Source organism: Mycobacteriales bacterium, from assembly GCA_035550055.1.
GTDB lineage: Bacteria > Actinomycetota > Actinomycetes > JAFAQI01 > JAFAQI01 > DASZTV01.
On record DASZRO010000106.1, the window covers coordinates 1 to 22,370 of the forward strand.

Annotated in this window: 20 protein-coding genes; 9 read left to right on the forward strand and 11 right to left on the reverse strand. The window is 71.0% G+C overall.

Annotated elements, in window-relative coordinates:
* Both VG899_15275 and VG899_15280 read right to left on the reverse strand, forming a co-directional pair.
* Positions 1 to 665: alpha/beta fold hydrolase (locus VG899_15275; GenBank protein ID HWA67721.1), on the reverse strand; the 665-nt coding region annotated here is incomplete at its 3' end.
* Positions 666 to 708: 43 nt separating this feature from the next.
* Positions 709 to 1,944 (reverse strand): alpha/beta hydrolase, encoded by a 1,236-nt coding sequence (locus tag VG899_15280; GenBank protein ID HWA67722.1) that lies wholly within the window; start codon positions 1,942 to 1,944, stop codon positions 709 to 711.
* 115 nt (positions 1,945 to 2,059) lie between these two features.
* Between VG899_15280 and VG899_15285 the strand changes: the two genes are divergently transcribed.
* Positions 2,060 to 2,557: an acyl-CoA thioesterase gene (locus tag VG899_15285; GenBank protein HWA67723.1), complete on the forward strand. Its 498-nt coding sequence runs from the start codon at positions 2,060 to 2,062 to the stop codon at positions 2,555 to 2,557.
* 159 nt (positions 2,558 to 2,716) lie between these two features.
* Positions 2,717 to 4,252, forward strand: a complete 1,536-nt coding sequence (locus VG899_15290) for a carboxylesterase family protein (protein HWA67724.1) — start codon at positions 2,717 to 2,719, stop codon at positions 4,250 to 4,252.
* 8 nt (positions 4,253 to 4,260) lie between these two features.
* On the opposite strand, the gene VG899_15295 is transcribed toward VG899_15290, so the two are convergent.
* The 5 genes from VG899_15295 to VG899_15315 are packed head-to-tail and all read right to left on the reverse strand — an operon-like array spanning position 4,261 to position 9,605.
* Positions 4,261 to 5,829 (reverse strand): hypothetical protein, encoded by a 1,569-nt coding sequence (locus VG899_15295; GenBank protein ID HWA67725.1) that lies wholly within the window; start codon positions 5,827 to 5,829, stop codon positions 4,261 to 4,263.
* Positions 5,829 to 6,512 carry a hypothetical protein gene (locus VG899_15300; protein ID HWA67726.1) on the reverse strand — a complete coding sequence of 228 codons (684 nt, stop codon included), beginning with the start codon at positions 6,510 to 6,512 and terminating at the stop codon, positions 5,829 to 5,831. Before VG899_15300 ends, VG899_15295 begins: the two co-directional genes overlap by 1 nt.
* 47 nt (positions 6,513 to 6,559) lie before the next feature.
* Positions 6,560 to 7,981 carry an amidase gene (locus VG899_15305; GenBank protein HWA67727.1) on the reverse strand — a complete coding sequence of 474 codons (1,422 nt, stop codon included), beginning with the start codon at positions 7,979 to 7,981 and terminating at the stop codon, positions 6,560 to 6,562.
* Positions 7,978 to 8,988, reverse strand: a complete 1,011-nt coding sequence (locus VG899_15310) for an alpha/beta hydrolase (protein ID HWA67728.1) — start codon at positions 8,986 to 8,988, stop codon at positions 7,978 to 7,980. Before VG899_15310 ends, VG899_15305 begins: the two co-directional genes overlap by 4 nt.
* Entirely contained in the window at positions 8,985 to 9,605 is a 621-nt protein-coding gene (locus VG899_15315) for a TetR family transcriptional regulator (GenBank protein ID HWA67729.1), read from the reverse strand. The genes VG899_15310 and VG899_15315 overlap by 4 nt, the downstream gene beginning before the upstream one ends.
* Before the next feature lie 28 nt (positions 9,606 to 9,633).
* Here VG899_15315 and VG899_15320 point away from each other — a divergent pair, with 28 nt between their 5' ends.
* From VG899_15320 to VG899_15335, 4 genes are read left to right on the forward strand one after another with little or no spacing between them, the layout of a single operon-like run.
* Positions 9,634 to 11,172 (forward strand): ABC transporter substrate-binding protein, encoded by a 1,539-nt coding sequence (locus VG899_15320; GenBank protein ID HWA67730.1) that lies wholly within the window; start codon positions 9,634 to 9,636, stop codon positions 11,170 to 11,172.
* Positions 11,172 to 12,113 (forward strand): cysteine synthase family protein, encoded by a 942-nt coding sequence (locus VG899_15325; GenBank protein HWA67731.1) that lies wholly within the window; start codon positions 11,172 to 11,174, stop codon positions 12,111 to 12,113. Before VG899_15320 ends, VG899_15325 begins: the two co-directional genes overlap by 1 nt.
* A 10-nt stretch (positions 12,114 to 12,123) precedes the next feature.
* Entirely contained in the window at positions 12,124 to 13,800 is a 1,677-nt protein-coding gene (locus VG899_15330; protein ID HWA67732.1) for a CocE/NonD family hydrolase, read from the forward strand.
* Positions 13,801 to 13,802: 2 nt separating this feature from the next.
* Entirely contained in the window at positions 13,803 to 15,233 is a 1,431-nt protein-coding gene (locus tag VG899_15335; GenBank protein ID HWA67733.1) for a helix-turn-helix domain-containing protein, read from the forward strand.
* Here VG899_15335 and menC read toward each other — a convergent pair.
* Both menC and VG899_15345 read right to left on the reverse strand, forming a co-directional pair.
* Positions 15,230 to 16,339: an o-succinylbenzoate synthase gene (gene menC / locus VG899_15340; GenBank protein HWA67734.1), complete on the reverse strand. Its 1,110-nt coding sequence runs from the start codon at positions 16,337 to 16,339 to the stop codon at positions 15,230 to 15,232. The two genes, VG899_15335 and menC, sit on opposite strands and share 4 nt — an antisense overlap.
* Entirely contained in the window at positions 16,336 to 17,139 is an 804-nt protein-coding gene (locus VG899_15345) for a hypothetical protein (GenBank protein ID HWA67735.1), read from the reverse strand. The genes menC and VG899_15345 overlap by 4 nt, the downstream gene beginning before the upstream one ends.
* A gap of 117 nt (positions 17,140 to 17,256) precedes the next feature.
* On the opposite strand from VG899_15345, the gene VG899_15350 reads away from it, so the two are divergent.
* From VG899_15350 to VG899_15360, 3 genes are read left to right on the forward strand one after another with little or no spacing between them, the layout of a single operon-like run.
* Positions 17,257 to 18,348: a M20 family metallopeptidase gene (locus VG899_15350; protein ID HWA67736.1), complete on the forward strand. Its 1,092-nt coding sequence runs from the start codon at positions 17,257 to 17,259 to the stop codon at positions 18,346 to 18,348.
* On the forward strand, positions 18,345 to 19,796 hold the full coding sequence (locus VG899_15355) for an amidohydrolase family protein (GenBank protein ID HWA67737.1): 1,452 nt from the start codon (positions 18,345 to 18,347) through the stop codon (positions 19,794 to 19,796). Before VG899_15350 ends, VG899_15355 begins: the two co-directional genes overlap by 4 nt.
* A gap of 8 nt (positions 19,797 to 19,804) precedes the next feature.
* Positions 19,805 to 21,670 (forward strand): CocE/NonD family hydrolase, encoded by a 1,866-nt coding sequence (locus tag VG899_15360; GenBank protein ID HWA67738.1) that lies wholly within the window; start codon positions 19,805 to 19,807, stop codon positions 21,668 to 21,670.
* On the opposite strand, the gene VG899_15365 is transcribed toward VG899_15360, so the two are convergent.
* Together VG899_15365 and VG899_15370 are read right to left on the reverse strand one after the other, a co-directional pair.
* The gene (locus tag VG899_15365; GenBank protein HWA67739.1) at positions 21,559 to 21,969 is read right to left on the reverse strand and encodes a hypothetical protein; all 411 of its coding nucleotides are present in this window, start codon (positions 21,967 to 21,969) and stop codon (positions 21,559 to 21,561) included. The two genes, VG899_15360 and VG899_15365, sit on opposite strands and share 112 nt — an antisense overlap.
* Entirely contained in the window at positions 21,966 to 22,358 is a 393-nt protein-coding gene (locus tag VG899_15370; protein ID HWA67740.1) for a hypothetical protein, read from the reverse strand. The genes VG899_15365 and VG899_15370 overlap by 4 nt, the downstream gene beginning before the upstream one ends.
* Between the last annotated feature and the right edge of the window lie 12 nt (positions 22,359 to 22,370).

Sequence of the window (22,370 nt, forward strand, 5' to 3'; positions counted from 1 at the left end):
CCCAGGTCGTAGACCGCGGCGTGCAGCCGGCCGGGGCTGAAGATGTCGTCGAGGAACATCGCGCGCATCTCGGGTCGGTTCAGCACCCGCCGATCGCCCGCCGGTGACAGCCAGCCGTAGGCGATGATCGCCGGCGTACCCAGCGGGCGGAGTACGCCGACGAGGCTCGTCAGCGTGACGGCGAGCGGCTCCCGCAGATGGACGAGCAGCGGCTGAAGCTGTGCCGTCAGCTTCACCGGTCCGCCGTCTGCCGCCTCGGGCCCGACCGACGGCGCGACGCCGCCGAGCACCGCCGCCGCTGCCACCCGAGGCGCGAGCGCGTACGCCGAGGCCAAAACATACGGACCGCCGCCGGAGAGCCCCACCATCGCGAACTCGTCGATGCCCAGCAGATCCACGACGACCTCGAGGTCGGTCGCGAACTCGAGCACGGTGTCGTACTGGTACGGCGTGGAGTGACCGCATCCCGGCCGGTCGATGGCGATCAGCCGGAGGTTCGTCTCCTTGGCGGCGACCCGGGCCTCCTGCGGGATCTGGCGGCGTCCGCCGGGCGTGCCGTGCAGCCAGATCACCGGACGGCCGCCCGGGTTGCCGTACTCGGCGAAGGACATCTTGCGCCCGTCGGGCAACCATGCGTTGCCCTCCAGGCGAGGTGACGTCAGCATCTGCCCGCCCCACTCGTCGGCGCCAGGTTCATCGGCTCGACGTTCATCGCTGCTCGTGGGCGGCGTGGACCCAGCGGACGAAGCGTTCGACCGCGCGGATCACGTGCGCGCCACGGATCGAGTGGAAGACGTCGAAGCCGTGCTGCGTGCCGGGCAGCTCGGCGTAGACCACCGGCTCCTTGCTGACCTCCCGCAGCCGACGGACCAGTTCGCGTGCCTCGGCGACCGGCACCAGTGAGTCGTGCGCGCCGTGCACCACGAAGAACGGCGGCGCGTCGGCACTTACCTGCAGCAGCGCGGTGGCGCTGTTGTAGCGCTCGACGTCTCGGCCGCCGAACATCGCGCGCCTGAGGAACCAGTCCAGCCGCTGCTTGCCGGCCCTGGTGTCGAGCGTGTTGGCGATGTCGTACACCCCGTAGAACGGCACGCACGCCTGCAGCGAGGTGTCGGCGGCTTCGAAGCCGGGCTGGAACGCCGGATCGTTGGCGGTCAGTCCGAGCATCGCCGCGAGATGGCCGCCGGCCGATCCGCCGGTCACCGTGAGGAACGACGGGTCACCGCCGTATTGCGCGATGTTGGCGCGGGTCCAGGCGACGGCGCGCTTCAGCGCAACGAGGTGGTCAGGCCATTTCGCCTTCGGCGAGAGCGGGTAGTTGGGCGCGACACACACGAAGTCGCGTGCCGCGAGGTGGTTCATCAGCGGAATGCCCTGTTGGTTCTTCTGGCTGAGGATCCACGCGCCGCCGTGCACCTGGATGACGACCGGCAGGTTGCGACCGCCGGCGCGCGGAACGTAGACGTCGAGCTTGTGCCGGAACTGGCCGTCGCCGACGTAGTCGATGTCGGTGATGCGGCGCACCCGGGGCTCTTTGATGTCCCATGGCCGCAGCACCGTCTTCCACGGCGTGACGAGGTCCGATTCGGTCGGCGGCGCATCGAGGCGCGTGAGGTAGTCGCCGCCGAGCGTCTCGCGGAGTGCGTCCTCCACGACGCCGCGTGACCGCATCGCTTGCCGGATCATGACGGCCAGGCCGGCGGCGGAGGCCGCGTTGAGGCCGAGCGCGACGCGGTCGCTGTGCGTGAGTCGACCGCGGCGGCCGGCGACGTACGCCGCGCTTCCCACCGCAGTGACCGCGAGGTTCTGCGGCGCGAGCTCGCTGGTCAGCCAGCCGCCGAAGAAGCTCGGGATCGCGAGCGGGTTGGCTCCGACCGCGGGGCGTAGCGCATTGGCGGTCAACGCTGCGCCGAGTGCAGACGCGCGCAGGAACCGTCGGGGCATCCGTTCATTCTCGCAGCCCCCCGCCGCGACGCCCCGCTCCCCCGCGGTGTATCTCTGAGAGCCGCAGACCGCGCGTCGTGGTCGCGTGTCGCCGACATCACTCGAAGGGCTCACGATGGCTGAACGATGGACGCCGGACCGCACCGATCGCAGGTGCTATCCGGGCCCTGGGCTCGACCTGCCCGTGTTGTTCGGCGATCTCGACACGAACATGCACGTGAACAACGTCATGATGGGCCGGTTCTTCGAGGAGAGCCGCGTCGACACCCATTTCCGCGCCGGCGTACCGCACCTCCTGCACGCACTCGGCATGCACAACCTCATTGCCCGCGTCGCGATCGACTACGTGCGAGAGGCGCGTTACCGCAAGCCGCTGCACGTCCGGCTGCGCGTCGCCTCGATCGGGACGACGTCAGCCACCTACGAACAGGCCGCCTGGCAAGACGAAGAATGCGTCGCGCTCGCTGAGGTCGTCGCGGTCTGCCGATCCGCGGACGGCGCCGCCGCCTGGCCCGACGAGGCGCGCGCCGCACTGGAGCGGCTCGCGGACCCGACCCGCAGGCACCACGCGGCCGAGGCGGAGACGCCCGGTCCTCCGCCTGTTCCGAAGTAGCACACAACCCGGCTCCGGGAAGGGGACAAAAGGGGCGGAGCGGGAAAATCGATACGGGTTGTGTGCTACTTCGGGGAGGGCTTGCCCTTTTCGCTGCGCCGTAGGCTCGCGCTACGTGGAGGACTCGCCGCAGCGGGAGCCGAACTGGGATCGGGGCCGGTGACCGAGCCCATCGTCGAGACCGACAGCGGCGCGTTGCGTGGCAGCCGCGCCGGCGACGTCGCGACCTTCGCGGGTGTTCCCTTCGCGCAGCCACCCGTCGGCGAACTGCGGTTTGCCCCGCCGCAGCCGGTCGATGCCTGGCCCGGCATCAAGGAGGCGACCGAGTTCGCGCCGGACGCACCGCACGGCGGTGCACGCCGACAATCGGATGAGCCGCAGCCCACGCCGAGCGGGGCCTTGGCCGGGTTCGCGGCATTGGCCGGAGGCGGACGGCCGTGGTCGGAAGACTGCCTCTATCTCAACGTGTGGGCGCCCGTCGGCGCGGACCGCGCGCCGGTCATCGTCTGGCTGTACGGCGGAGGGTTCGAGGGAGGCTCCGCAAGCCCGCCGATCAGCAACGGCGCCGCACTGGCGAAAGCGACCGGCTGCGTCGTCGTCGCACCGACGTACCGCGTCGGCGCACTCGGGTTCGCCCACCTCGCCGACCTCGGCGGCGCGGAGTGGTCGGGGTCGACGAACCTCGGTCTGCAGGACCAGGTCGCGGCACTGCGGTGGTGCCGCCGCAACGTCGCGGCGTTCGGCGGCAACCCGGCCAACGTCACCGTCGCCGGCGTGTCGGCCGGTGCGTTCTGCATCGGCGCCATGCTCGCCACGCCCTCAGCATCCGGGCTGTTCAAGCGGGCGATCCTGAGCAGCGGCAGCACGCAGCGCATCTTCCCGGCGGCGACCGCGACCCGCATCGCGCAAGGCCTGCTCGAGGCGCTTCGTGTCGATGACCTCGACGACCTGCGGCAAGTCGAGGCGCAACAGATCCTCGACGTACAGCTGTCCGTCATCGACTCCGACATCGGCTTGCGCAACCTCCCCGGCGGCCGGTCATGGGGCGTCGTGCTCGACGGGACCGTGCTGCCCGAGCACCCGCACGACGCGCTGGCACGCGGGGCGGCTCGCGACGTCGCCCTGCTGGTCAGCGCGAACCGTGACGAGATGCGGCTGTTCCAGGCGACGCAACCCGACACCTTCCCGCCCACCGACGAGGCGGCGCTGCTCGCAGAGATCGAACGTGCCGGCTTCGCCGAGACACGCGCCATGTACGACGCCTACCGCGAGCGGCTGTCGGCGACGGGCGTACCCACCGGCCTTACCGAGGTGCGCGCGGCGTTCCTCACCGACCAGATCTACCGGGAGCCGGCGACCCGAATGGCGCAGACCCAGGTCGCGGCGGGCGGGCGCGCGTGGAGCGCGCTGTTCTCCGATGCTCCGCTGGGCCCAGCGGTCGGGGCGTGTCACGGCGCCGACGTGCTCTACCTGTTCGACCTGATCGCGATGATGGGCGTCGCCGACCCGCAGCGGCTCGCGGTCCGCGACGAGCTGCACGCCGCCTGGCGAAGCTTCGCCGCAACGGGCGACCCGGGCTGGCCGACCCACCAACCCGGCGCAACGCGACAGTTCGGCGGCGAGGCCAAGTTCGTGATCGAGCCCCCCGACGACCGGGTCGCTGAGTTGCGTCGCACCCCGACGACGGCGACCTGACCGCAGGATCAGTCGATCGGGTGCAGGCCGCCGAAGTACTTCATGCACGTGCACGAGGAGTCGAAGCGAAAGTCACGGACCTCGCCGGGCAGCCCATGGTTGCTAGCCGACAGCTCGGAGCTGTACGTCGAGGCCGGGGCAAAGCGCGCCCCGACCTTCGCCATCCCGGCGGCGAGATCCGCGGCAGTGAAGCCGCCGCCCGCCTGCGCTGCCGCGACGAACAGCCGGATCGCGTCGCACACGCCGCGGAAGTTCTCGACCTGAAGCCCAGTGGTGTCGCGAATCCCCGCGGCCTTGGCATAGGCGTCACACTGCCGAGCCTGCGCACTGGGCGCCGGGACAGGTGAGGCGTCGGTCGGGGTCCAGCTGATCCCGACCTCGCCGACAAGTTCCTTGTGGGGCAGGTCGGCCACCTGTTGGTTAGGCAGCGAGAACGACGTGACTCCCGACCGCGGGAAGTAGTGCTGCTGACTTGCCGCGTCGTAGAAGAACAGCTCCTCGAGGGCGATCGGCGGGATGTTGAGCACGTGCGTCACGCCGGCCGCCGCGAACTGGAGCACCGCCGAGCCCATCTCGGTGGTGTAACCGTCGAGTGAATCCTTGTAGGAGAAGGCCTTCGCGACGTCGTACCCGGCGCTTCGGACATCGCTGGCGAGGCGTTCCGCCAGCTCGGAGCCGGCCGGCGTGTCGGGCTCGAGGATCCCGACCTTCACCGTCGTGCCGCCCGACGTCGATCCGGTGTGCGCGTTCCACTTGTCGAAGAAGCCGTCGGCCGACAGTCGCTGCACCATCGTGTGGGCGATCACGTCGACGTTCGGCTCGGCCAACGTGTAGAGATACGGGCCCCACTGCTGATACTCCGCGGCCCCGATCAGCGGGGAACCGGCCTCGATGTCGGGGATGCCGGTCGGCTTCAGACACACCGGCAACGGGACGGCTGGCAAGAAGTTGATCGCCTCGCTCACCCGATGGTCCTGGCTGAAGTACTCACAGTCGCTCTGCGCGGCCGAGGTCGCGTTGGCTTCGATGGACAGAGTGGACGTGTTGTGAAAGACCGCGACGATCTTGCGGCCGAGGACCCCGCCCGCCTTGTTGAACGCCGCGAGCAGGGCCGCAACGTCGTCGTTGAGGTTGCCCGGGCTGAAGTCGATGCCGACGCCGGGCAGCGTCCCGGGTGCGTCGTTCTCGGTCGGGATGCCGAGGTACACGTCATCCTTGTCCCAGCCCGGCCCGGTCGCCGGGATCGCCGCGGGGTCGGACGGCGGGCGGCCGGCGTCCCGGGGAGGGCCAGCGCTCGCGCCGGCGGCAGTGCTCGCGGTCGCGGTCGGTGGGACGCGACGTCCGGTGTTTCCGGCCGGCGCACCGCCCGACGTCGGGCGCAGCGGCCTCGCGGCCGGGCCGGTCGGGTCCGAGGGCGCCGTCACCGCGGGTCCCGAGCCGGGCGCCGACAGCTGCCCGGCTTCGGACGTGGCGGCCGGCCGATCGCCGACCTGCAGCGTCGTTCCGCAGGCACCAAGGACACAGACGAGCACTGCCCCGACCGCCGGCATGCCGCCACGACGAACCGTCCTGTACATCAACGCCTCCTCGGGTTCGACGCTGACGGGTGAGCGGCTCGCCCGAGCACGTTCCTGATCGCTCGCTCGAACTGCGGCAGGGTCGCGGCCGCCTGATCGTGCGGTGGCGCGCCGCTGAGCTCAGCGAGCACCGCGTTGGCGCGCGCCGTCGCCGGGAACTTCGCCGCGTCGGGCAGCCGGGCGTCCGCCTGCGCGTGCTTGATGGCGGTCGAGGCGCCGGCAAAGATGGCGCCGAAGAGCACGATGACGAACTCGTACGCCGCCTGCACCGCGGCGACCGGATCGACGGCCATCGACTCGAAACAGGTCAGCACCGCCTCCATCACCGCGGCCAGTGGGTCGCTGCCCTCGGCGAACAGCAGCGGCGTGGCGCGAGGATGCCTGAGCCACCCGGCGCGGATCCGAAGCGCGAAGTCGAGCAGGCTCGCTTCGGGCGCAAGGTCGGGCGACGGCGTACCTCCGGCCTCGTCGATGATCCGGACGGCGACCAGCCCGAGGAGCTCGTCGAGATGGGTGAAGCGGCGGTAGAGGTTCGCCGGATAGCTGTCGAGCGCCACCGCCAAGCGACGCATCGACAGGCCTTCGAAACCGTGGTCGTCGATGATCGCGAGCGCCACGGTCACGATGCGGTCGAGCGATGGGGTCGCCGCGCCGTAGACCCGCGCCGCCGGCCGCGCGCTCATCGGAGCTCTCGAATGCTCACAGTGTGAGCATTATGACGCCTGACCGGCTATGCGCTCCAAACCTCGGGGTGGCGATCGGCCCAACCGATTGCCTGCTCGAGCTGCGCGGCCAATGAGATCAGCCGCTCGTCCGCGGCGGCGGGACCGGACAGCTGCACGCCGATGGGCAGGCCGGTCGAGGTCGCGTGCACCGGCAGGCTCACCGCCGGCGTCCCAGAGATGTTGGCCATCGGAGTGAAAGCACTCCACCGGCCCATCGCCTGGAAGGACTCCTCGCCGTCGTCGAGGCGCAGTTCCGACGTCGGCTGCGGCGGCGCGGTCGTCGTCGGGGAGAGCACGACGTCGTAGTCCGCGAGCAGGCTGCGATAGCGCACCGCTGCGTTGTAGAGCGTGGTCTGGGCCTGCGAGAGGTCGACCGCGGAGTACGGGCCGAGCTGGGCGAGCCACCGGGTGTACGGCATCAGCTTGTCGTGCAGCTCGGCCGGGATGACCGTGGCGAGCAGGACCGCCATGCTGGTCGCGAGGATCACCTTCGCCGCCGGGCGCACCTCGTCGGCAGCCGGTAGTGCCGCGAGATCCAAGGGCACGAGCTGATGTCCGAGATTCTCGAGCACCCCTGCGGTACGCCGCACCGCGTCGAGGCAGTCCGGCGCGACCTCGATGTCAGCGCTGGGCGCTTCCAGCACACCGATGCGAAGCGCGCCCGGCTCCCGCCCGACCGCTCGACGGAACCCGTCCGACGTCGCGGCGGCGTGCCACAGGTCGACGCCGACCGCCGGACCGACGGCGTCGAGGAACAGGGCGGTGTCGGCGACGGTCCTGGTCAACGCCCCCTCGGTGGCGAGCGCGAGCCAGCCGATGCCGGAGCCTGCGCTGCGCCCGCGCGTCACCTTGAACCCGACCAGCCCGCAGTTCGCCGCGGGCGTCCGCAGCGACCCGAGCCCGTCACTGCCGTGGCCTACCCCGACGAGACCGGCCGCGACGGCTGCTGCCGCTCCGCCGCTCGAGCCGCTCGCCGACAACCCTTCGCCGTACGGCGTCTCGGTGTCACCGATGAGTGCCGTGTCGGTGTAGCAGACCGGGCCGAACTCCGGTGTGTTCGTCTTGCCGACGAACACCGGGCCGGCCGCACGCAACGCCGCGACCACCGGGCCGTCCGCGGGTGTCACCAGGTCGGCGAGTGCCGCGCTGCCGAACGTCGTACGCATGTCCGCCGCCGGATAAAGGTCCTTCAGCGCCACCGGGACGCCGTGCAGCAGGCCGGCTGCAGCCCCAGCCGCCCGCTCCTTGTCACGAGCTCGGGCGGCCTCCAGCGCCTCGTCGGCCACGACCGTGATGAAGCAGCGCAGCCGGCCGTCGAGCCGATCGATGCGATCGAGATAGTGCGAGGTGAGCTCGAATGACGAGGTCTCGCCTGAGGCCAGCGCCGCGACCTGCTCGGTGATCGTCAGGTCGTGCAGCTCGCTCACGATGCCGTGACCTCGACACCCCACGCGCCGGACGTCGCTGCCACGGCGGTCTGGCGCACGACCGCGGCGACCAGCTCCGGCTGATCCAGTGGCACGAGGTGCCCGCTGCGCGTCGCCAACACCTGGCGGCCGAGCGGGACCGCCGCCGCCTGCTGCGCGTGCAGCTTGCCGATGGTGTCGCGCGCCTTCTCCTCCGCCGCGGTCCGCGCCGGCGCGGCGGCAGTGATCACGGTGAGCGGGACCGGCGGCAGCGGATGTTGCGCGGTGGTCGCCGCGACCTCCGCGAGCGCGGCCGGCAAGCCGACGAGCTCTGCCGCCACCGCTCGCAAGCCGTGCACGGTGCACAGCGTAAGCCGGGTCGAGGTGGCCAGCAGAGTCCCGTCCGCGATCGGCTGACGAGCTTGCGCGGCGACGACCTTCGCGTACGCCCGTCCGACCACCCGCGCGGTGCCGAACCGCGCTGTCGCGACCACCGCACGGACCGCACGTGCGAACCGGTCGGAGGACCTGCGGGCCGCGTCGTCGTCGAGCATCGCCTCGTGGGAGGGGTCCACCAGCACCAGGCCGGCGACGTGATCAGGGAACAGCGAAGCGACCAGCCGGACGGTGAGGCCGCCCATCGAGTGACCGACGAGGATCCAGGGTGCGGGTACGTCGAGCTCGGTGAGCAGCCGCTCGATGCGGTTCGCGGCCGCGACCGGGGTGTGGCGACCACCCGGCGGCGACCAGGCGAAGCCCGGCCGGTCGTAACGGACGACGGTGAAGTCAGCGGCGAGGTCGGCGGACACCGCGGCCCACTCGATGCTCGAGCCGCCCAGCCCGGAGTCGATCAGCACGGTGGGACCGCTGCCCTCGACCACGACGTGGACGAGCTCGTCGCCGACCTGGACCAGCCGGCCGGGTGGCGCGAAACGGCGCCGGTCTCGCGCTTCGAGCCACCGCTGTAACAGCGCCGCGCCGACCAAGCAGACCGCGACCGCCGCCACGACGGTGAGGGCGATCGTCACGCCATGCCGCCCAGCACGCACTGGTCGAGCGCGGCGAGGACGAGCCGCTCGGTGATCACCTCTGGACCGAGCATGGCGCGCGTGCACAGCATCGACCAGCACAGGTCCGTGATCACCTCGACAAGGTCGATCGCGGGGAGCGGGAGCACCTCGCCCGAGCGCGCGGCGATCGCCTCCAACACCTTCGCCTGCTCCCGGTGCTCGCGCTGGCGCTGAGGCAGCCGGCGTTGCCGCGTCTCCGGGTCGCGGATCGCGGCGAGCACGAACTCCAGCGACAGCACGGTCAGTTCCGGCTGGGTGTCAGACTGCTCGACGATGCGACGGCCGAGATCGGCGACGCATTCCCGCACCGTCGGCGCGTCCGGGTCGAAGACGGTCCCCTCGCTGCCCGTGTCCTCGAGAAGGGTCACCATCAACTCGGCCTTGCTGGCGAAGTTGGAGTAAATGGCCCCCACGGTCACTCCGGCGGCACTCGCGATCTCGGCGTGCGTGGCGCCCAGGATCCCTCGCTCCGCCACCACTTTGCGGGCAGCGTCGAGCAGGGCACGCCTGGTCTGCTGCTGACGCTCCTTGCGGGTCGGCGGGCGCGCGATCGCCTCGTCATCCCCGGTTGACATACTCGCCAGTATCTGGATACTGCCCGATATGTCAATGGTCCCGCGGATGGGCCGCGGCCACGTCCGTGCGGTGTGCGCCGCAACCGTGGTCGGGATGGTCGCGATCGCGGGCTGTGGCACCACGATCCCCTCCCGGGAGTGGCCCGGCGCGCTCGCCCAGACCCAGAGCTCGGACCCCGACCTCGGATTGACCGTGCCGACACTGCCTGCGGGCGGTTCATCCAATGCCGGGGCCACGGCACCGCCCGGCACACCGCAGCCGAACGACACGGCGCCCGCCACCGCCGGCGCGCCGTCCGGCACTGGGCCGCGCCCAAGCAACCCCGCGGGCTCGCCGAGCGTTGCGCCCGGCACCCCGCGCGGCACCCGCTCCCACGCGCCGATCGAGGTCGGCACGTACTCACTCGACGGCGGCAACGGCGCGCTGTCCAGCCTGGGACTCAGTGGCCTGGTGATCCCCGACAACCGGCCGGTGTTCGACGCGTTCGTCCGCTACACCAACGCTCATGGCGGCCTGGGCGGCCGCAAGATCGTGCCGGTGTACTTCACCTATCACGAAGGCGCGAACCCGCAGACCCAGGACGCGGCAGCATGCTCGGCGTTCACCCAGGACCACCATGTCGCCTTCGTCATCGGCGGGGAGAATGCGGGCGCCGGCGAGCTGTTGCCGTGTCTGGCCAGCCACGGCGTGCCGCTGATCGGATCCGGTGGTGGCGGGGACGCCAGCTACTTCGCGCGCTATCGCAACTACGACTACGAGCCCGACCAGATGAACTTCACCACCGGTCTGGAAGCGCTGGTCGCGAACCTGAAGTCCCGTGGCTACCTCAACGGCGTCAAGAAGGTCGGCGTCATCCAGTACCCGGGCCAGGTCTACACGAACGCCGTCGACAACGGCCTTGCACCGGCGCTGAAGTCCGTCGGCCTGGAGATCAACGCCCGCTACACGACCGGCTCGACGACCGACGACAGTGCGATTGCGAGCTCTGCGTCCAGTGCGGAGCTGCGGTTCGCCGCCGAGGGCATCAACCTGGTGCTGTTCATGACACCCGGCGGCGCGGCGGAGCTGTTCTTCATGACGACCGCGAACATCCAGCACTACGACCCGAAGTACGGCATCTGGAGCGCGGACTCGCCGTACGTGCTCGAGAAGGTCGCGCCGAAGAGCGAGCTGGCCAACACGATCGGCATCGGCTACGAGCCGGGCCTCGACGTCGCCTCGGCCCAGGACCCGACGGCGCAGACCGCCGCCGGGAAGTCCTGCCTCGCGTTCGGCCGCAAGCTCGGGCTCAACGAGTCCGGGCTCGCCAACGCATTGGTGCGAGCCGCCTGCGACGACTGGTTCCCGCTGATCCGGCTGGCCAAGCGGGACCCGCAGACGCTGGACTCGGCAACCGCTCTCGCCAAGGGCTTCGACAGCCTCGGCTCCTCCTACCAGTCCGCCAGCACGTTTGCGATGCGCTTCACCGCGGACCGCCACGATGAAGCACACGGCTATCGCGACCTGGCCTACGACCACGGCTGCTCGTGCTTCGACTACGTCGGTGCGACCCACCTGACCGACTGATGGCCCGCGGATCCGACGGGGCGCTCGCCGCGCTCGCAGCGATCGGCAACACTCCCCTGCTGCCCATCCCGCTGCCTGCGGGCATCCCCGGCAGGTTGCTGGCCAAGGCGGAGTACCTGCAACCCGGCGGCAGCATCAAGGACCGCGCCGCGCTCGGCTGCGTCGAGCACGGGCTGGCTTCGGGTGAGCTGTCCGCCGGTCAAGCCGTCGTCGAGATGACGAGCGGCAACATGGGCGCCGGGTTGGCGGTCGTGTGCGGCGTGCTCGGTCATCCGTTCACGGCCTACGTGTCGGCAGGGAACTCTCCGCAGCGCGCCGTGATGATGCGCGCACTCGGTGCGAGCGTCGTCCTCGTCGACCAGGTCGACGGCCGGCCCGGCCAGGTGACCGGGCCCGACATCGAAGCGGCCGCGGCACAGGCCCGTCACGACGCCGCCGCAACAGGCGCGTGGTATGTCGACCAGTTCCACAACTCGGGCTCGGTGCACGCCCATGAGCGCACGGGCGAGGAGATCTGGCAGCAGACCGACGGCGCCATCGACGCCTTCGTGGCATGTGTCGGTTCCGCCGGCTCGTTGATGGGCTGTGCTCACGCGTTGAAGGCACATCGGGCGCAAATCGCGATCCTCGCCGTCGAGCCGGCGACCTCCCGGCCGCTCGCCGGCCGACCGATCTCGGACCCACGACATGCGCTGCAGGGCAGCGGCTACGGCATCGTGCCTGCGCACTTCGACCCGTCGCTCGTCGACGGCTACCTGGCCGTGACGGACGAGAGCGCAACGGCGACGCGGCGGTGGCTCGGCGAACGCTGCGGCCTGCACGTCGGCTACACCGCCGCGGCCAACGTCGCCGCGGCAACCGACTGGCTGGCCGCACAAGAGCACGACCTCACTGTCGTGACAGTGTTGTGCGACACCGGCCTCAAATACCTGTCCGAGTGAGGGGGCCGACATGACCGCGAGCCGGCAACGGTGGAACGTCGACGTCGCGATGCGGGACGGCGTCGTGCTGCGGGCAGACGTGTACTTCCCGCCCGGCGGGGTCGACGGCGGGCCGTACCCGGTCGTGCTGGCGCGCACGCCGTACGGCAAACAGAACCCGGTGTACGTCGATGGTGCCCGCTACCTCTGCGAACACGGCTACGCCTGTGTGCTGCAGGACACCCGCGGGAGGCACGACTCCGAGGGGAGCTGGGAGCCGTTCGGCAACGAAGGCAGAGACGGCTACGACACCGTCGAGTGGTGCGCCGCCCAGCCGTGGTCGACCGGGCGAGTCGGCACGATGGGCGGCTCGTACGGCGGGTGGGTCCAGTGGTCGCTGGCTCGCGAGAAGCCGCCGCATCTCACGGCCATGGTGAGCACCGCGTCGTGCGGGGCCTGGTTGGAGGAGCTTCCCTTCAACAACGGCTGCGTGATGCTCGTGATGCTCGGCTGGCTGAGCTTCGCGAGCGGCCGGGTGATGCAGAACCCGCAGCTCGTCCAGAACTGGCACGAAGTGTTCCGCCACCTGCCGCTGCGCGAGATGCCGACGGTCCTCGGCCGCGACCTCCCGCTGTGGAGCGAGTGGCTCGACCACCCGTCGCTCGACGAGTACTGGCGCGAGCTTCGCCTCGACGACGCGTTCGCGCACATCGACACGCCGGTCCTGCACATCACCGGCTGGTGGGACGACGACCAGCCGGGCGCCCTGTCGATGTACCGCGGAATGGTCTCGGGCTCACCCGGCTCGCCAGACCAGGCGCTGATGATCGGCGCGTGGGACCACGCCGGGACCCGGCTGCCGCGGCAGGTGCTCGGCGGCGTCGACATGGGACCCGACGCGGTCCACGACGTCCTCGACATCCATCGACGCTGGTTCGACAGATGGTTGAAGCAGACAGACGACACGACCGCACCGGTCCGGCTGTACCTGACGGGGCGCTACCAGTGGGTGGAGACGGTCTCCTTCCCGCCGCCGGGCACCGCGCCGCTCGTGTGGCATCTGGACAGCGGCGGCCGCGCCAACAGCCTCATGGGCGACGGGACGATGGGCCCGGCACCGGCATGCGGCGCGGAGGAGGACGTCTACCGCTACGACCCGGCGGACCCGGTGCCTGCGGTGATCGACGAGAACTTCTACTCCCCGACGGTCGTCGAGACCCCTCTCGACCACCGGTTCAAGCACCGCCGCGACGACGTGCTGGTCTACACCAGCGATCCCGTCAGCGACGAGCTGGCGGTCGTCGGCCATGCCGAGGTGCAGCTACACGCGGCTACTGACGGACCGGACACCGACTGGTTCGTGGCACTGCACGACGTCGCGCCGAACGGCACCTCGATGGTGCTCAGTGACGGCCGGCTGCGGGCGAGGTACGCCGAAGACCTCGCGACACCCAGGCTGCGCGAGCCCGGCCGGGTCTACGCCTACACCATCCGCACCGGCGCGATCGGCCACGTGGTGCGCCCGGGACATCGGCTCCGGCTCACGGTCACCAGCAGCGACTTCCCGGTGTGGGACCGCAACCTCAACACCGGCGATGCGATCGCCGACGGGACGAAGCTGCGCGTCGCGACGAACCGCGTCCGGCACACCCCGGACGAGGCATCGTCGGTGACGCTGCCGATCGCGCCGCCCGGCCTGCTCGACTGACCGTGACCACCATCGGGTCGGTGCTCGCGTCCCTGGCGCCGCTGGTGTCCGCGCCAGGACCGGCCGACCGGACAACCGAGCTCACCGAAGTGGTCGTGCTCGGCCCCGGCGATGATCCCGCCGAGTCGCCTGGCGCTCTCGTCGTCTGCTTCGGCGAGGTCATGCCGACCTCTGCCGCCGCCGTACTCGTCAAGGGCGATCCCCCGGTGATCGACGTACCGGTGCTGGTTGCCGATCCCGCGGTGCCGTGGAACCAGCTGCTGCACCTGCTCGAAGCGGTCGTGACGGGCAGCACCGACGCGGCGACCGACCTGTTCGCCTTCGCCAACGCCGTGGCGGCAGCCGTCGGCGGTGCGGTGGCGATCGAAGACCGCGACCGCAGGGTCCTCGCCTATTCCTCCCTCGACCATGCGATCGACGACGCTCGCCGGCAGGGAATCCTCGGCCGGGCGGTCCCCCACTTCGGTCGCAACGACAAGGTCTACCGGTCCGTCTACCGCAGCAACGAGGTCGTGAGAGTGCCGGCGGACGGCGAGGTGCTGGCGAGACTCGCCGTCGCGGTTCGCTCCGGCCCGGAGGTTCTCGGCTCGATCTGGGTGATCGACGACGGGGCCCTCGATGTCACAGCCCTTGCAGCCGCTGGCCGGCTCGCCGCACTCCATCTGCTCCGCGCGCGGTCCCTCATGCACGCCGAACGCCGGGCGCGTGGCGAGATCCTTCGCGGGCTGCTCGACGGACGCTCCTCGCCGCACCTGGCGGGCGCTCGACTTGGCGTGGCGTCTTCCACGCCAGTAACGGTCATCGCCTTCGGAATCGGCACGAGCGGCGCGGACGAGGTGAGCGCGGAAGCCATCGCCGACCTCATTCACGTGCAGGCCGCCGCGATCGCGCCGCGGACCACCGTCCTCGTCGAGCTCGCCACCGTCTACGCGGCGATCCCGGGCGACGTGACCCGAGCTGCACTGCGCGACCTGGCGACGACGGTGCTGGAGCGTGCCACTGCGGTGACCGCGGCTCCCCTGTCCGCAGCCGTCGGCGCCACCGTCTCCTCACTGGCCGAGGCGGCGTGCTCCCGAGCGGACGCCGACAGCGTGCTGGCGATCCAGCCGCCGGCTGCGGTCGGACTGGTCGAAGACCGGATGGCGCAGCTCGTCCTGCTCGAGCTCGGGCGCCACCTTGCCGCCACGCCCCGACTACGCGTCGGGTGTGTGGACCGCATGCTCGACGCCGACGCCCGCGAGGGCACGGCGTACGCCGAGACGGTGCTCGCCTACGTCGCGAGCAACGGCGCGGTCGGTGAGGCGGCCCGGTCGATCTACGTGCACCCGAACACCTTCCGCTACCGCCTCCAGCGGGCGCGGGAGCTGTTCGAGCTCGACCTCGACGACCCGGACAGCCGCCTCGCGATCTGGCTGACGCTGCGAGCCCGTTAGCGCCGACCCACCAGCTCGCTGCGATCGACGAGCAGCTCCGCCAGCATTTCGGGGAGCGGGTCGACGCCGATGCCCGGTCCGGTCGGCACCGTCAGCTGCCCGTCGTCGAGGACGAACGGGGTCGTGATGTCCGCCGCGTAGTAGCGGTTCGACGCCGAGACGTCGCCTGGCAACGTGAAGCCGGGCAGCGATGCCAGCGCAGCGTTGGCTGCTCGACCGATCCCGGTTTCCAGCATCCCGCCGCACCAGACCGGCACACCGTGGGAGAGGGCAACGTCGTGCACCCGCGTCGCCTCCAGATAGCCGCCGACCCGACCGGGCTTGATGTTGATGACCGAGCACGCCCCGATCGCGATGGCGTCGGCTGCCGATGCCGCAGAGACGATCGACTCGTCGAGGCAGATCGGAGTGCGCAACCGCCGCGCCAGCTCGGCGTGGCCCCGCACGTCCTCCTCGTCCAGCGGCTGCTCGTGGAAGAGCAGGTCGAAGTCGTCCAATCGGGCGAGCTGCTCCCAGTCCGCGACGGTGTAGGCCGCGTTCGCGTCGGTCTGCAACGTGACGTCGCCGAACGCCTCACGGACCGCCTTCACGGGCTCGAAGTCCCAGCCGGGCTCGATCTTGAGCTTGATCCGCACGTACCCCTCGTCGAGGTAGCCACGGACCGCGTCGAGGAGCTCGGCGAGGGAGTCCATGATCCCGACCGAAACGCCGGCCGGTATCCGCTCGCGCACCCCACCGAGCCGGCTGGCGAGCGACGTGTTGGCCGCGCGCAGCTCCGCGTCGAGCACCGCGGTCTCGAGCGCCGCCTTCGCCATGCGATGCCCTTTGATGGGACGCAGCACGTCGCCGACTCCGGCCGCCGTCAGCTCGCTCGCCGCGAGCAGCCGGGGCACCAGATGATGCCGTAGGACGTGGTCCACACCGTCGACGTACTCGCTGCTGTAGAGCGGGTCGCTCAACGCGACGCACTCCGCCCACCCTTCCGCGTCGGCGCTGCGCACGTGGACGAGAAGTACGTCGCGTTGGGTCTGGGTGCCGAACGAGGTGCGGAACGGCGCCAGGAGAGGGACGGCCAACCGCAGCAGCTCCAGCGACTCGATCTTCATCCGGTGACCTCGCCGGGAGGTGTGACCACCAGCGCGCCGTCGGTGGTGACACCGCCCATCGAGTACCCGTGGTCGAGGGCGTCGGCGAGCGATGCCCGGACGGCGAGCCGCCATTCCAGCCCGGCCGACGGGTCACTCGCCCGCAGCGCTTCGATGTCAGCCGGCAGCGCGATCGTGCGCGCACCGATCGGCAGCGGGCCGTCGAGCAACCGGATGCGCCCCGCCGCCGCCTCGACGGTGCGGGTGCCGGTGAGATCCCACCGCCAGACGATGCGATCGCTGCGGTCGTGCGCGTTGAGGCCGTCGGTCATCGGCCCGTAGTGATCGACCCGATAGCCCACAACCTCCGCGCCGAGCGCGTGCGAGTTGAACGTGACGTTGCGAAGGACCAACGGGTCACTGGTCCAGCTGATCGTGGCCAACCCGTGCCTGAGCGCCCATGCGCGCTGGTGTCGCTTCAGCGCCAGGCCGAGCCCGCGCCGTCTGCCCCCCGCGACGACTCCGGTGATGTGGCTGTGCAGCGACGCGTTCGCGGCAAGGAACGCCAACGATGCGGCAACCAGCTGTCCGGTGCCGTCGTAAGCGGCGTAGACGTAACCACCGCTGTCCTGCACCGCCCGCAGCAGGTTGGCGGGAACCGGCGGCTGCGACGCCCGCCAGATCTCCTGAAGCAGCGCGGCGGCCCGCAGCGTCTCCTGCGCGGTGTCGATCTCCATGATCCGTACGCCGGCGTCAGTCGCGCTCCGGGCGGCCAGATCGGCCGCGGCGTCCACCACGGTCGCCTCACTGGCCAACGTCACCTGCCAACTGTCTCGTCTGCGTCCCGCTCACGCGCCGTGCGGCGGAACAGAACTCGGCGGGTTCGTTTGGCCCGTCCGGACAAACCGCCGCTGCCTGCGGAGCGCCAAACTGACCCGATGGACGGCTGGGTGCTCGACTCACTCGCGGAGCTCGTGACCGTCGAGTCGCCATCCGGGGACAGCGACGCGACACGGCAAGCCGTAGAGGCGTTCGCGGACGTCGTACGCCGTCACCTCGACCCGCAATCACCCGACCGCATCGAGGTGAGCGGGCGTACCCACCTTTGCTGGACGTGGGGCGAGCCGGTGCTGTTGGTCGTCGGCCATGTCGACACGGTGTGGCCGGCCGGGACGATCGACCGGTGGCCCTTCGCCGTCGACGGAGATCGGGCGAGTGGGCCCGGCGTGTTCGACATGAAGTGCGGGCTGATCCAGGCGGTGCTCGCGCTCTCGCGGCTGAGCCGGCTCGACGGGATCCGGCTGCTGGTGACCACGGATGAGGAGCTCGGCTCGCCGACGTCGGCCGAGCTCGTCAAGGACAGCGCTCGCGGACTGCGGGCGGCGCTGGTCTGCGAACCGTCCGTCGACGGCGCGGTCAAGACTGCCCGCAAAGGCATCGCGCTCTATGAGGTGACCGCGACCGGCCGGGCGGCGCATGCCGGGCTCGAGCCGGAGAAGGGCGCCAACGCCGGCCTCGGCCTGGCGCACGCGCTGGTCGCGGTGACCGACCTCGGTGACCCGCAGCGCGGCACGACCGTGACGCCGACGCGGCTGGAAGCCGGGACGACGAGCAACACCGTGCCGGCCGAAGGGCGGTTCGCGATCGACGTGCGCGCGGTCGAGGAGGCCGAGCTGGACCGTGTCGACCGGTCGCTGCGCGAGGTGCTGGCCGACTGCTCGAAGCGAGTTCCCGGCGTGAGCCTCGAACTGACCGGAGGCGTCAACCGGCCGCCGCTGCACCCGGACGCGTCAGCGTCGCTGTTCACCCGGCTCCGGCGCATCGACCCGGCGATAACCGGCAAGGCGGTCGGCGGCGGCTCGGACGGCAACTTCACCGCGGGCATCGGCGTACCGACGCTGGACGGGCTGGGGGCGGTCGGCGACGGAGCGCACGCCGAAGGCGAGCACGTCGTTGTCTCCGCGATCGAGCCTCGAGCCGCGCTGCTGGCGGCGCTCGTCGACGACGTTCGCGGGGGCGACGGGCGGTGACGACGGTGTTGCGGGGCGGGCGGCTCGTCGACCCGGCCAACGGGATCGACGAGCTCGCCGACGTTGCGATCGATGGCGGGAAGGTCGTCGCAACCGGCCCCGACCTGACCGGTGACTCTGCGATCGACGTCAGCGGGCTGATCGTCGGCCCGGGCTTCGTCGACCTGCACAGCCACACCCACTCGGTGGCCGGGCACCGCCTGCAGGCCTTCGACGGGGTGACCACCGCGCTCGACCTGGAGGCGGGCCTGTTCCCTGTCGCGAAGGCCTACGCCGACGCTGCTCGAGCGGGGCGGCCGCTCAACTACGGGTTCGCCGCGAGCTGGGGTGGCGCTCGCTCGCGCGTGCTCGCCGGGGTCGAGCAGGACGCCGACTTCCACAAGGCGCTCGATGTGCTGGGCGACCCGCGCTGGCAGCGGTCATCGACCCCGCCGGAGCTCGCCTCATGGCTCGACCTGCTCGAACGCGAGCTTGCCGACGGCGGGCTCGGCATCGGTGTGCTGATGGGGTACGCGCCCCGCTCCGATCCGGCCGAGCTCGTGGCGGTCGGCCGACTCGCCGAACGCTCGAACGTCGCGACGTACACCCACGTCCGTGAGCTCGTCGAGGCCGACCCGACCACGCCGGCGGACGGGTCGACCGAACTGACCACTGTCGCGGCCGAGACCGGCGCACGCATGCACCACTGCCACGTCAACTCGACGTCACGGCGTCACATCGACCGGGTGCTCGCGACGATCGCCGACTCGCAGCAAGCCGGCGCGCGAGTGACCGTCGAGGCTTACCCGTACGGCGCAGGCAGCACCGGCATCGGCGCGTTCTTCCTCGCGCCGCAGCGACTGGCCGCTTGGGGTCTGGTCCCGCAGTCACTGGTCGTGGTCGCGACCGGCGAGCGGATCGCGACCGAGGCTCGGCTGCGTGAGCTGCGGGCGAACGACCCCGGCACGACCGTGCTCGTCGAGTTCCTCGACGAGCACGTCGAGGCCGACCGGCTGCTTCTGCGACGGTCGCTCAGCTTTCCCGACGCGATCATTGCCAGCGACGCGATGCCGGTGCTGTGGCCGGACGGGCGCTGGGAGAGCGAGGACTGGCCCCTGCCGCCCGGCGGTTCGACGCATCCAAGGACGGCCGGCACCTTCACCAAGACGATTCGGCTGATGGTCGGCGGCGGCGAGTGGACCTGGCGCGAAGCCTTCCGGCGCTGCGCCGCCCTGCCGGCCCGGGTGCTGGAGTACTGCCCGGCGATGACCCGCAAGGGCCACCTCGGGGTGGGGGCCGACGCCGACGTCGTCGTACTGGACCCGACGGTCGTCACCGACCAGGCAACTTTCCACGACTCGACGGCCACGGCTTCAGGCGTACGCCACCTGCTCGTCAACGGTGAGCCCGTCATCCGCGACGGCGAGCTCGTGCCGGACGCCCGACCCGGTCGTCCCGTTCGCAACTAGGAGATCTCATGCGCACCCTTCGGCGGATCACCGTCGGCACGTTGGTGGCTGCCCTCACCGCGACTGGCGCGATGGCGACCGCGCCGGCAGATGCCGCCGCCCCGAAGTTCGCCTCCGAGGCCATCAGCTTCCGGTCCTTCGACGGGACGGTGCTGCACGCCGCCGTCGGCTGGTACGGCGAGCTGAAGCCGCGGCCCGTCATCGTCGAGGACGGGCCCTACTCGAGCCCGGTGAACACGCTGAGCTGGCTCGGTCCGGCGTACAACGTCGTCGAGCTGCAATGGCGCGGGACCGGCCTGTCGGCGGGGGCGCTCGACACCACCGGGCCGAATGACCAGCGAGATCTCTCGTCGTTCCTCGGCTGGGCGTGCCGCCAGCCGTGGAGCAACGGGCGGCTCGGCGTGTACGGGTTCTCGGCGAGCGCGATCGTCGCCTACAACTCGATGCACCTGCCGATGCCGTGCGTGAAGGCGTTCTCCCTGATGGCCGGCAGTGTCGACCTGTACCGCGACCTGCTCGACATCGGCGGCATCCCGAACCTCGGCGCCGGCGCCTTCGTCGAGGCCGCAATCGGCGGGACCACCTTGCTGTCCGGCACCAAGCGCCTCGAGACCGCGCCCCAGACCATCCCGCAGACGCTCGCCGCCTATCCGGCAGCCGCGCTCGACGTGCTCGGCAACCCGACGGAGGACGGGTTCTGGCGGCAGCGCACGTTCCGCGGGGACCGCGACCGGATCCCGATCCTCGCGGATACCAGCTTCTACGACGTCGAGCCACGCGGGCCGTTCCTCGCGTTTCGCCAGACCGAGAAGTACGGCACCCACCTGCTCGTCGACGGCGCGCACGACGGCCATCCCGCGGGGACGCCCGGACCGTTTCCGCAGTTCCGCAACTGGTTCGACCACTACCTGCGCGGCTTGCCGCTGAGCACTGCAAACCGCCCGAAGGTGAGCCTGTACGCCTCCGACGGCAGCCGCGAACAGTTCCTCGCCGACCACGTGACCCATCTGACCGGATCGCGCTGGCCGTTGCCCGGCACGCGATGGACGCCGCTGTATCTCTCGCCGGCGCGCAGCCACAGCGTCGGCTCGATCAACGACGGCTCGCTGACCCTCGGCCGCCCTACCGGCTCGACGGTGCAGTCCTACCCGTACCTGCCGTCCGAGCCGACCGAGACCTCGGTGCACACGATCGGCGTCATTGCGGGCGCAGGGCTGGACCAGGCCGCCCAGGTCGTTCCGGCGATCACCGACCTGAGCCTGTCAGCGCCCACCTCACTGACCTACACGACGCCGCCGTTGCGGCACGCCGTCACTGCGGTGGGGCCGGCAGCGGCCGACATCTGGCTGTCCTCACTCGCACCGGTCACCGATCTCTACGTGGTCCTTGCCGACGTCCGACCGGACGGTCAGGCGTTCCCGGTGGGTACCGGCGCATTGCGGACGGCGTACCCGTCGGTCGACGTCGCGCGTTCGTTGACCGACCGGCACGGGCAGATCGTCGACCCGTACAACCGGTTCGCGGTCCGCGACCCTGCCGCTCCCGGCGCGATGCGTCGCTATCAGGTCGAGCTGTTGCCGATCGGCAACCACTTCGCGGCCGGCGACCGCATCCGGGTCTACATCCTCGGCGCACCCGCGGAGCAGCTGCCCTCCCCGGCGGGCGTCGACTCGGTCCGGGTGGGCGGCCTCGACGCGTCAGACCTGTTGCTCCCGACGGTGGGCGGCACCGCGCGCGGGCTTGTGACCGGAGCTCTGGTGGCTCAGCGGCGCGTGCGGCGCTTGGGACGCGACGGGAAGGACTTCCGGCCGGTCCGCAGGTCCTCGGCCAGCTCCGCCGCCTCACGCACGAACTCGTCGACCGCCGCGCGATAGGCGGCGTCCTGGCGGCGCGAGAGGTGGATGCTCCACGCGCCGAGCGCCAGACCGAGCAGACCGATCGCCATCAGCCCACCGGAGACCAGCCACGGCATTTGCAGCGGCACGTAATAGGTACGCGCGGTGCCACGCCACGCCAGCCCGAACATCACGCCCGCGACGACCGCCAGCCCCACCAGAAGCGCGATCGCGCGTACCCCACGGTCACGGAACGGCACCAGCCAGCCGGGCAGGACGATGCTGACCGTTCGCGCGTCGAGCGCGGCCAGCCCGTCGGGGGGATCCTGGTCGGTCACCGGTCGATAGACCGCTGTAGGTCGTGCAGCGCTTCGGCGATCGTCTCCATCTGCCGGGCGCGCGCCGCACCGTCTTGCCGTCTGGAGCTGACGTTGATGACCACGAGGCCGGTCATGACCAGGCCGAGCCCGGGCAGCGCGGCCGAGACGAGATACGGCATCTGCCGCCACACGTCGGCCAGCCCGGCGATCTTGGACCAGGCGATGCCGAGCAGGGCGAAGCCGGCGAGCGTGAGCACCACGCCCAAGTAGGTGGGCAGCAGTGAGGCGGGGTCGCTGAGGCCTCTGAGCCGGGCGGGCCGCGCCGCGAAGTCGATCGCGCCGACCGACTCAGGACCGGGCAGGCCGGCGGTTTCCCGCACCTCGGGTGACGGCGTGACCGTGCTCATCCCATCTCCTTC

Bases quoted from the DNA above. Each gene is read 5' to 3' on its own strand.
- VG899_15280 (HWA67722.1), bottom strand. From the start codon at position 1,944: ATGCCCCGACGGTTCCTGCGCGCGTCTGCACTCGGCGCAGCGTTGACC.
- VG899_15285 (HWA67723.1), top strand. From the start codon at position 2,060: ATGGCTGAACGATGGACGCCGGACCGCACCGATCGCAGGTGCTATCCG.
- VG899_15295 (HWA67725.1), bottom strand. From the start codon at position 5,829: ATGTACAGGACGGTTCGTCGTGGCGGCATGCCGGCGGTCGGGGCAGTG.
- VG899_15300 (HWA67726.1), bottom strand. From the start codon at position 6,512: ATGAGCGCGCGGCCGGCGGCGCGGGTCTACGGCGCGGCGACCCCATCG.
- VG899_15315 (HWA67729.1), bottom strand. From the start codon at position 9,605: ATGTCAACCGGGGATGACGAGGCGATCGCGCGCCCGCCGACCCGCAAG.
- VG899_15320 (HWA67730.1), top strand. From the start codon at position 9,634: ATGTCAATGGTCCCGCGGATGGGCCGCGGCCACGTCCGTGCGGTGTGC.
- VG899_15325 (HWA67731.1), top strand. From the start codon at position 11,172: ATGGCCCGCGGATCCGACGGGGCGCTCGCCGCGCTCGCAGCGATCGGC.
- VG899_15330 (HWA67732.1), top strand. From the start codon at position 12,124: ATGACCGCGAGCCGGCAACGGTGGAACGTCGACGTCGCGATGCGGGAC.
- menC (HWA67734.1), bottom strand. From the start codon at position 16,339: ATGAAGATCGAGTCGCTGGAGCTGCTGCGGTTGGCCGTCCCTCTCCTG.
- VG899_15350 (HWA67736.1), top strand. From the start codon at position 17,257: ATGGACGGCTGGGTGCTCGACTCACTCGCGGAGCTCGTGACCGTCGAG.
- VG899_15360 (HWA67738.1), top strand. From the start codon at position 19,805: ATGCGCACCCTTCGGCGGATCACCGTCGGCACGTTGGTGGCTGCCCTC.
- VG899_15370 (HWA67740.1), bottom strand. From the start codon at position 22,358: ATGAGCACGGTCACGCCGTCACCCGAGGTGCGGGAAACCGCCGGCCTG.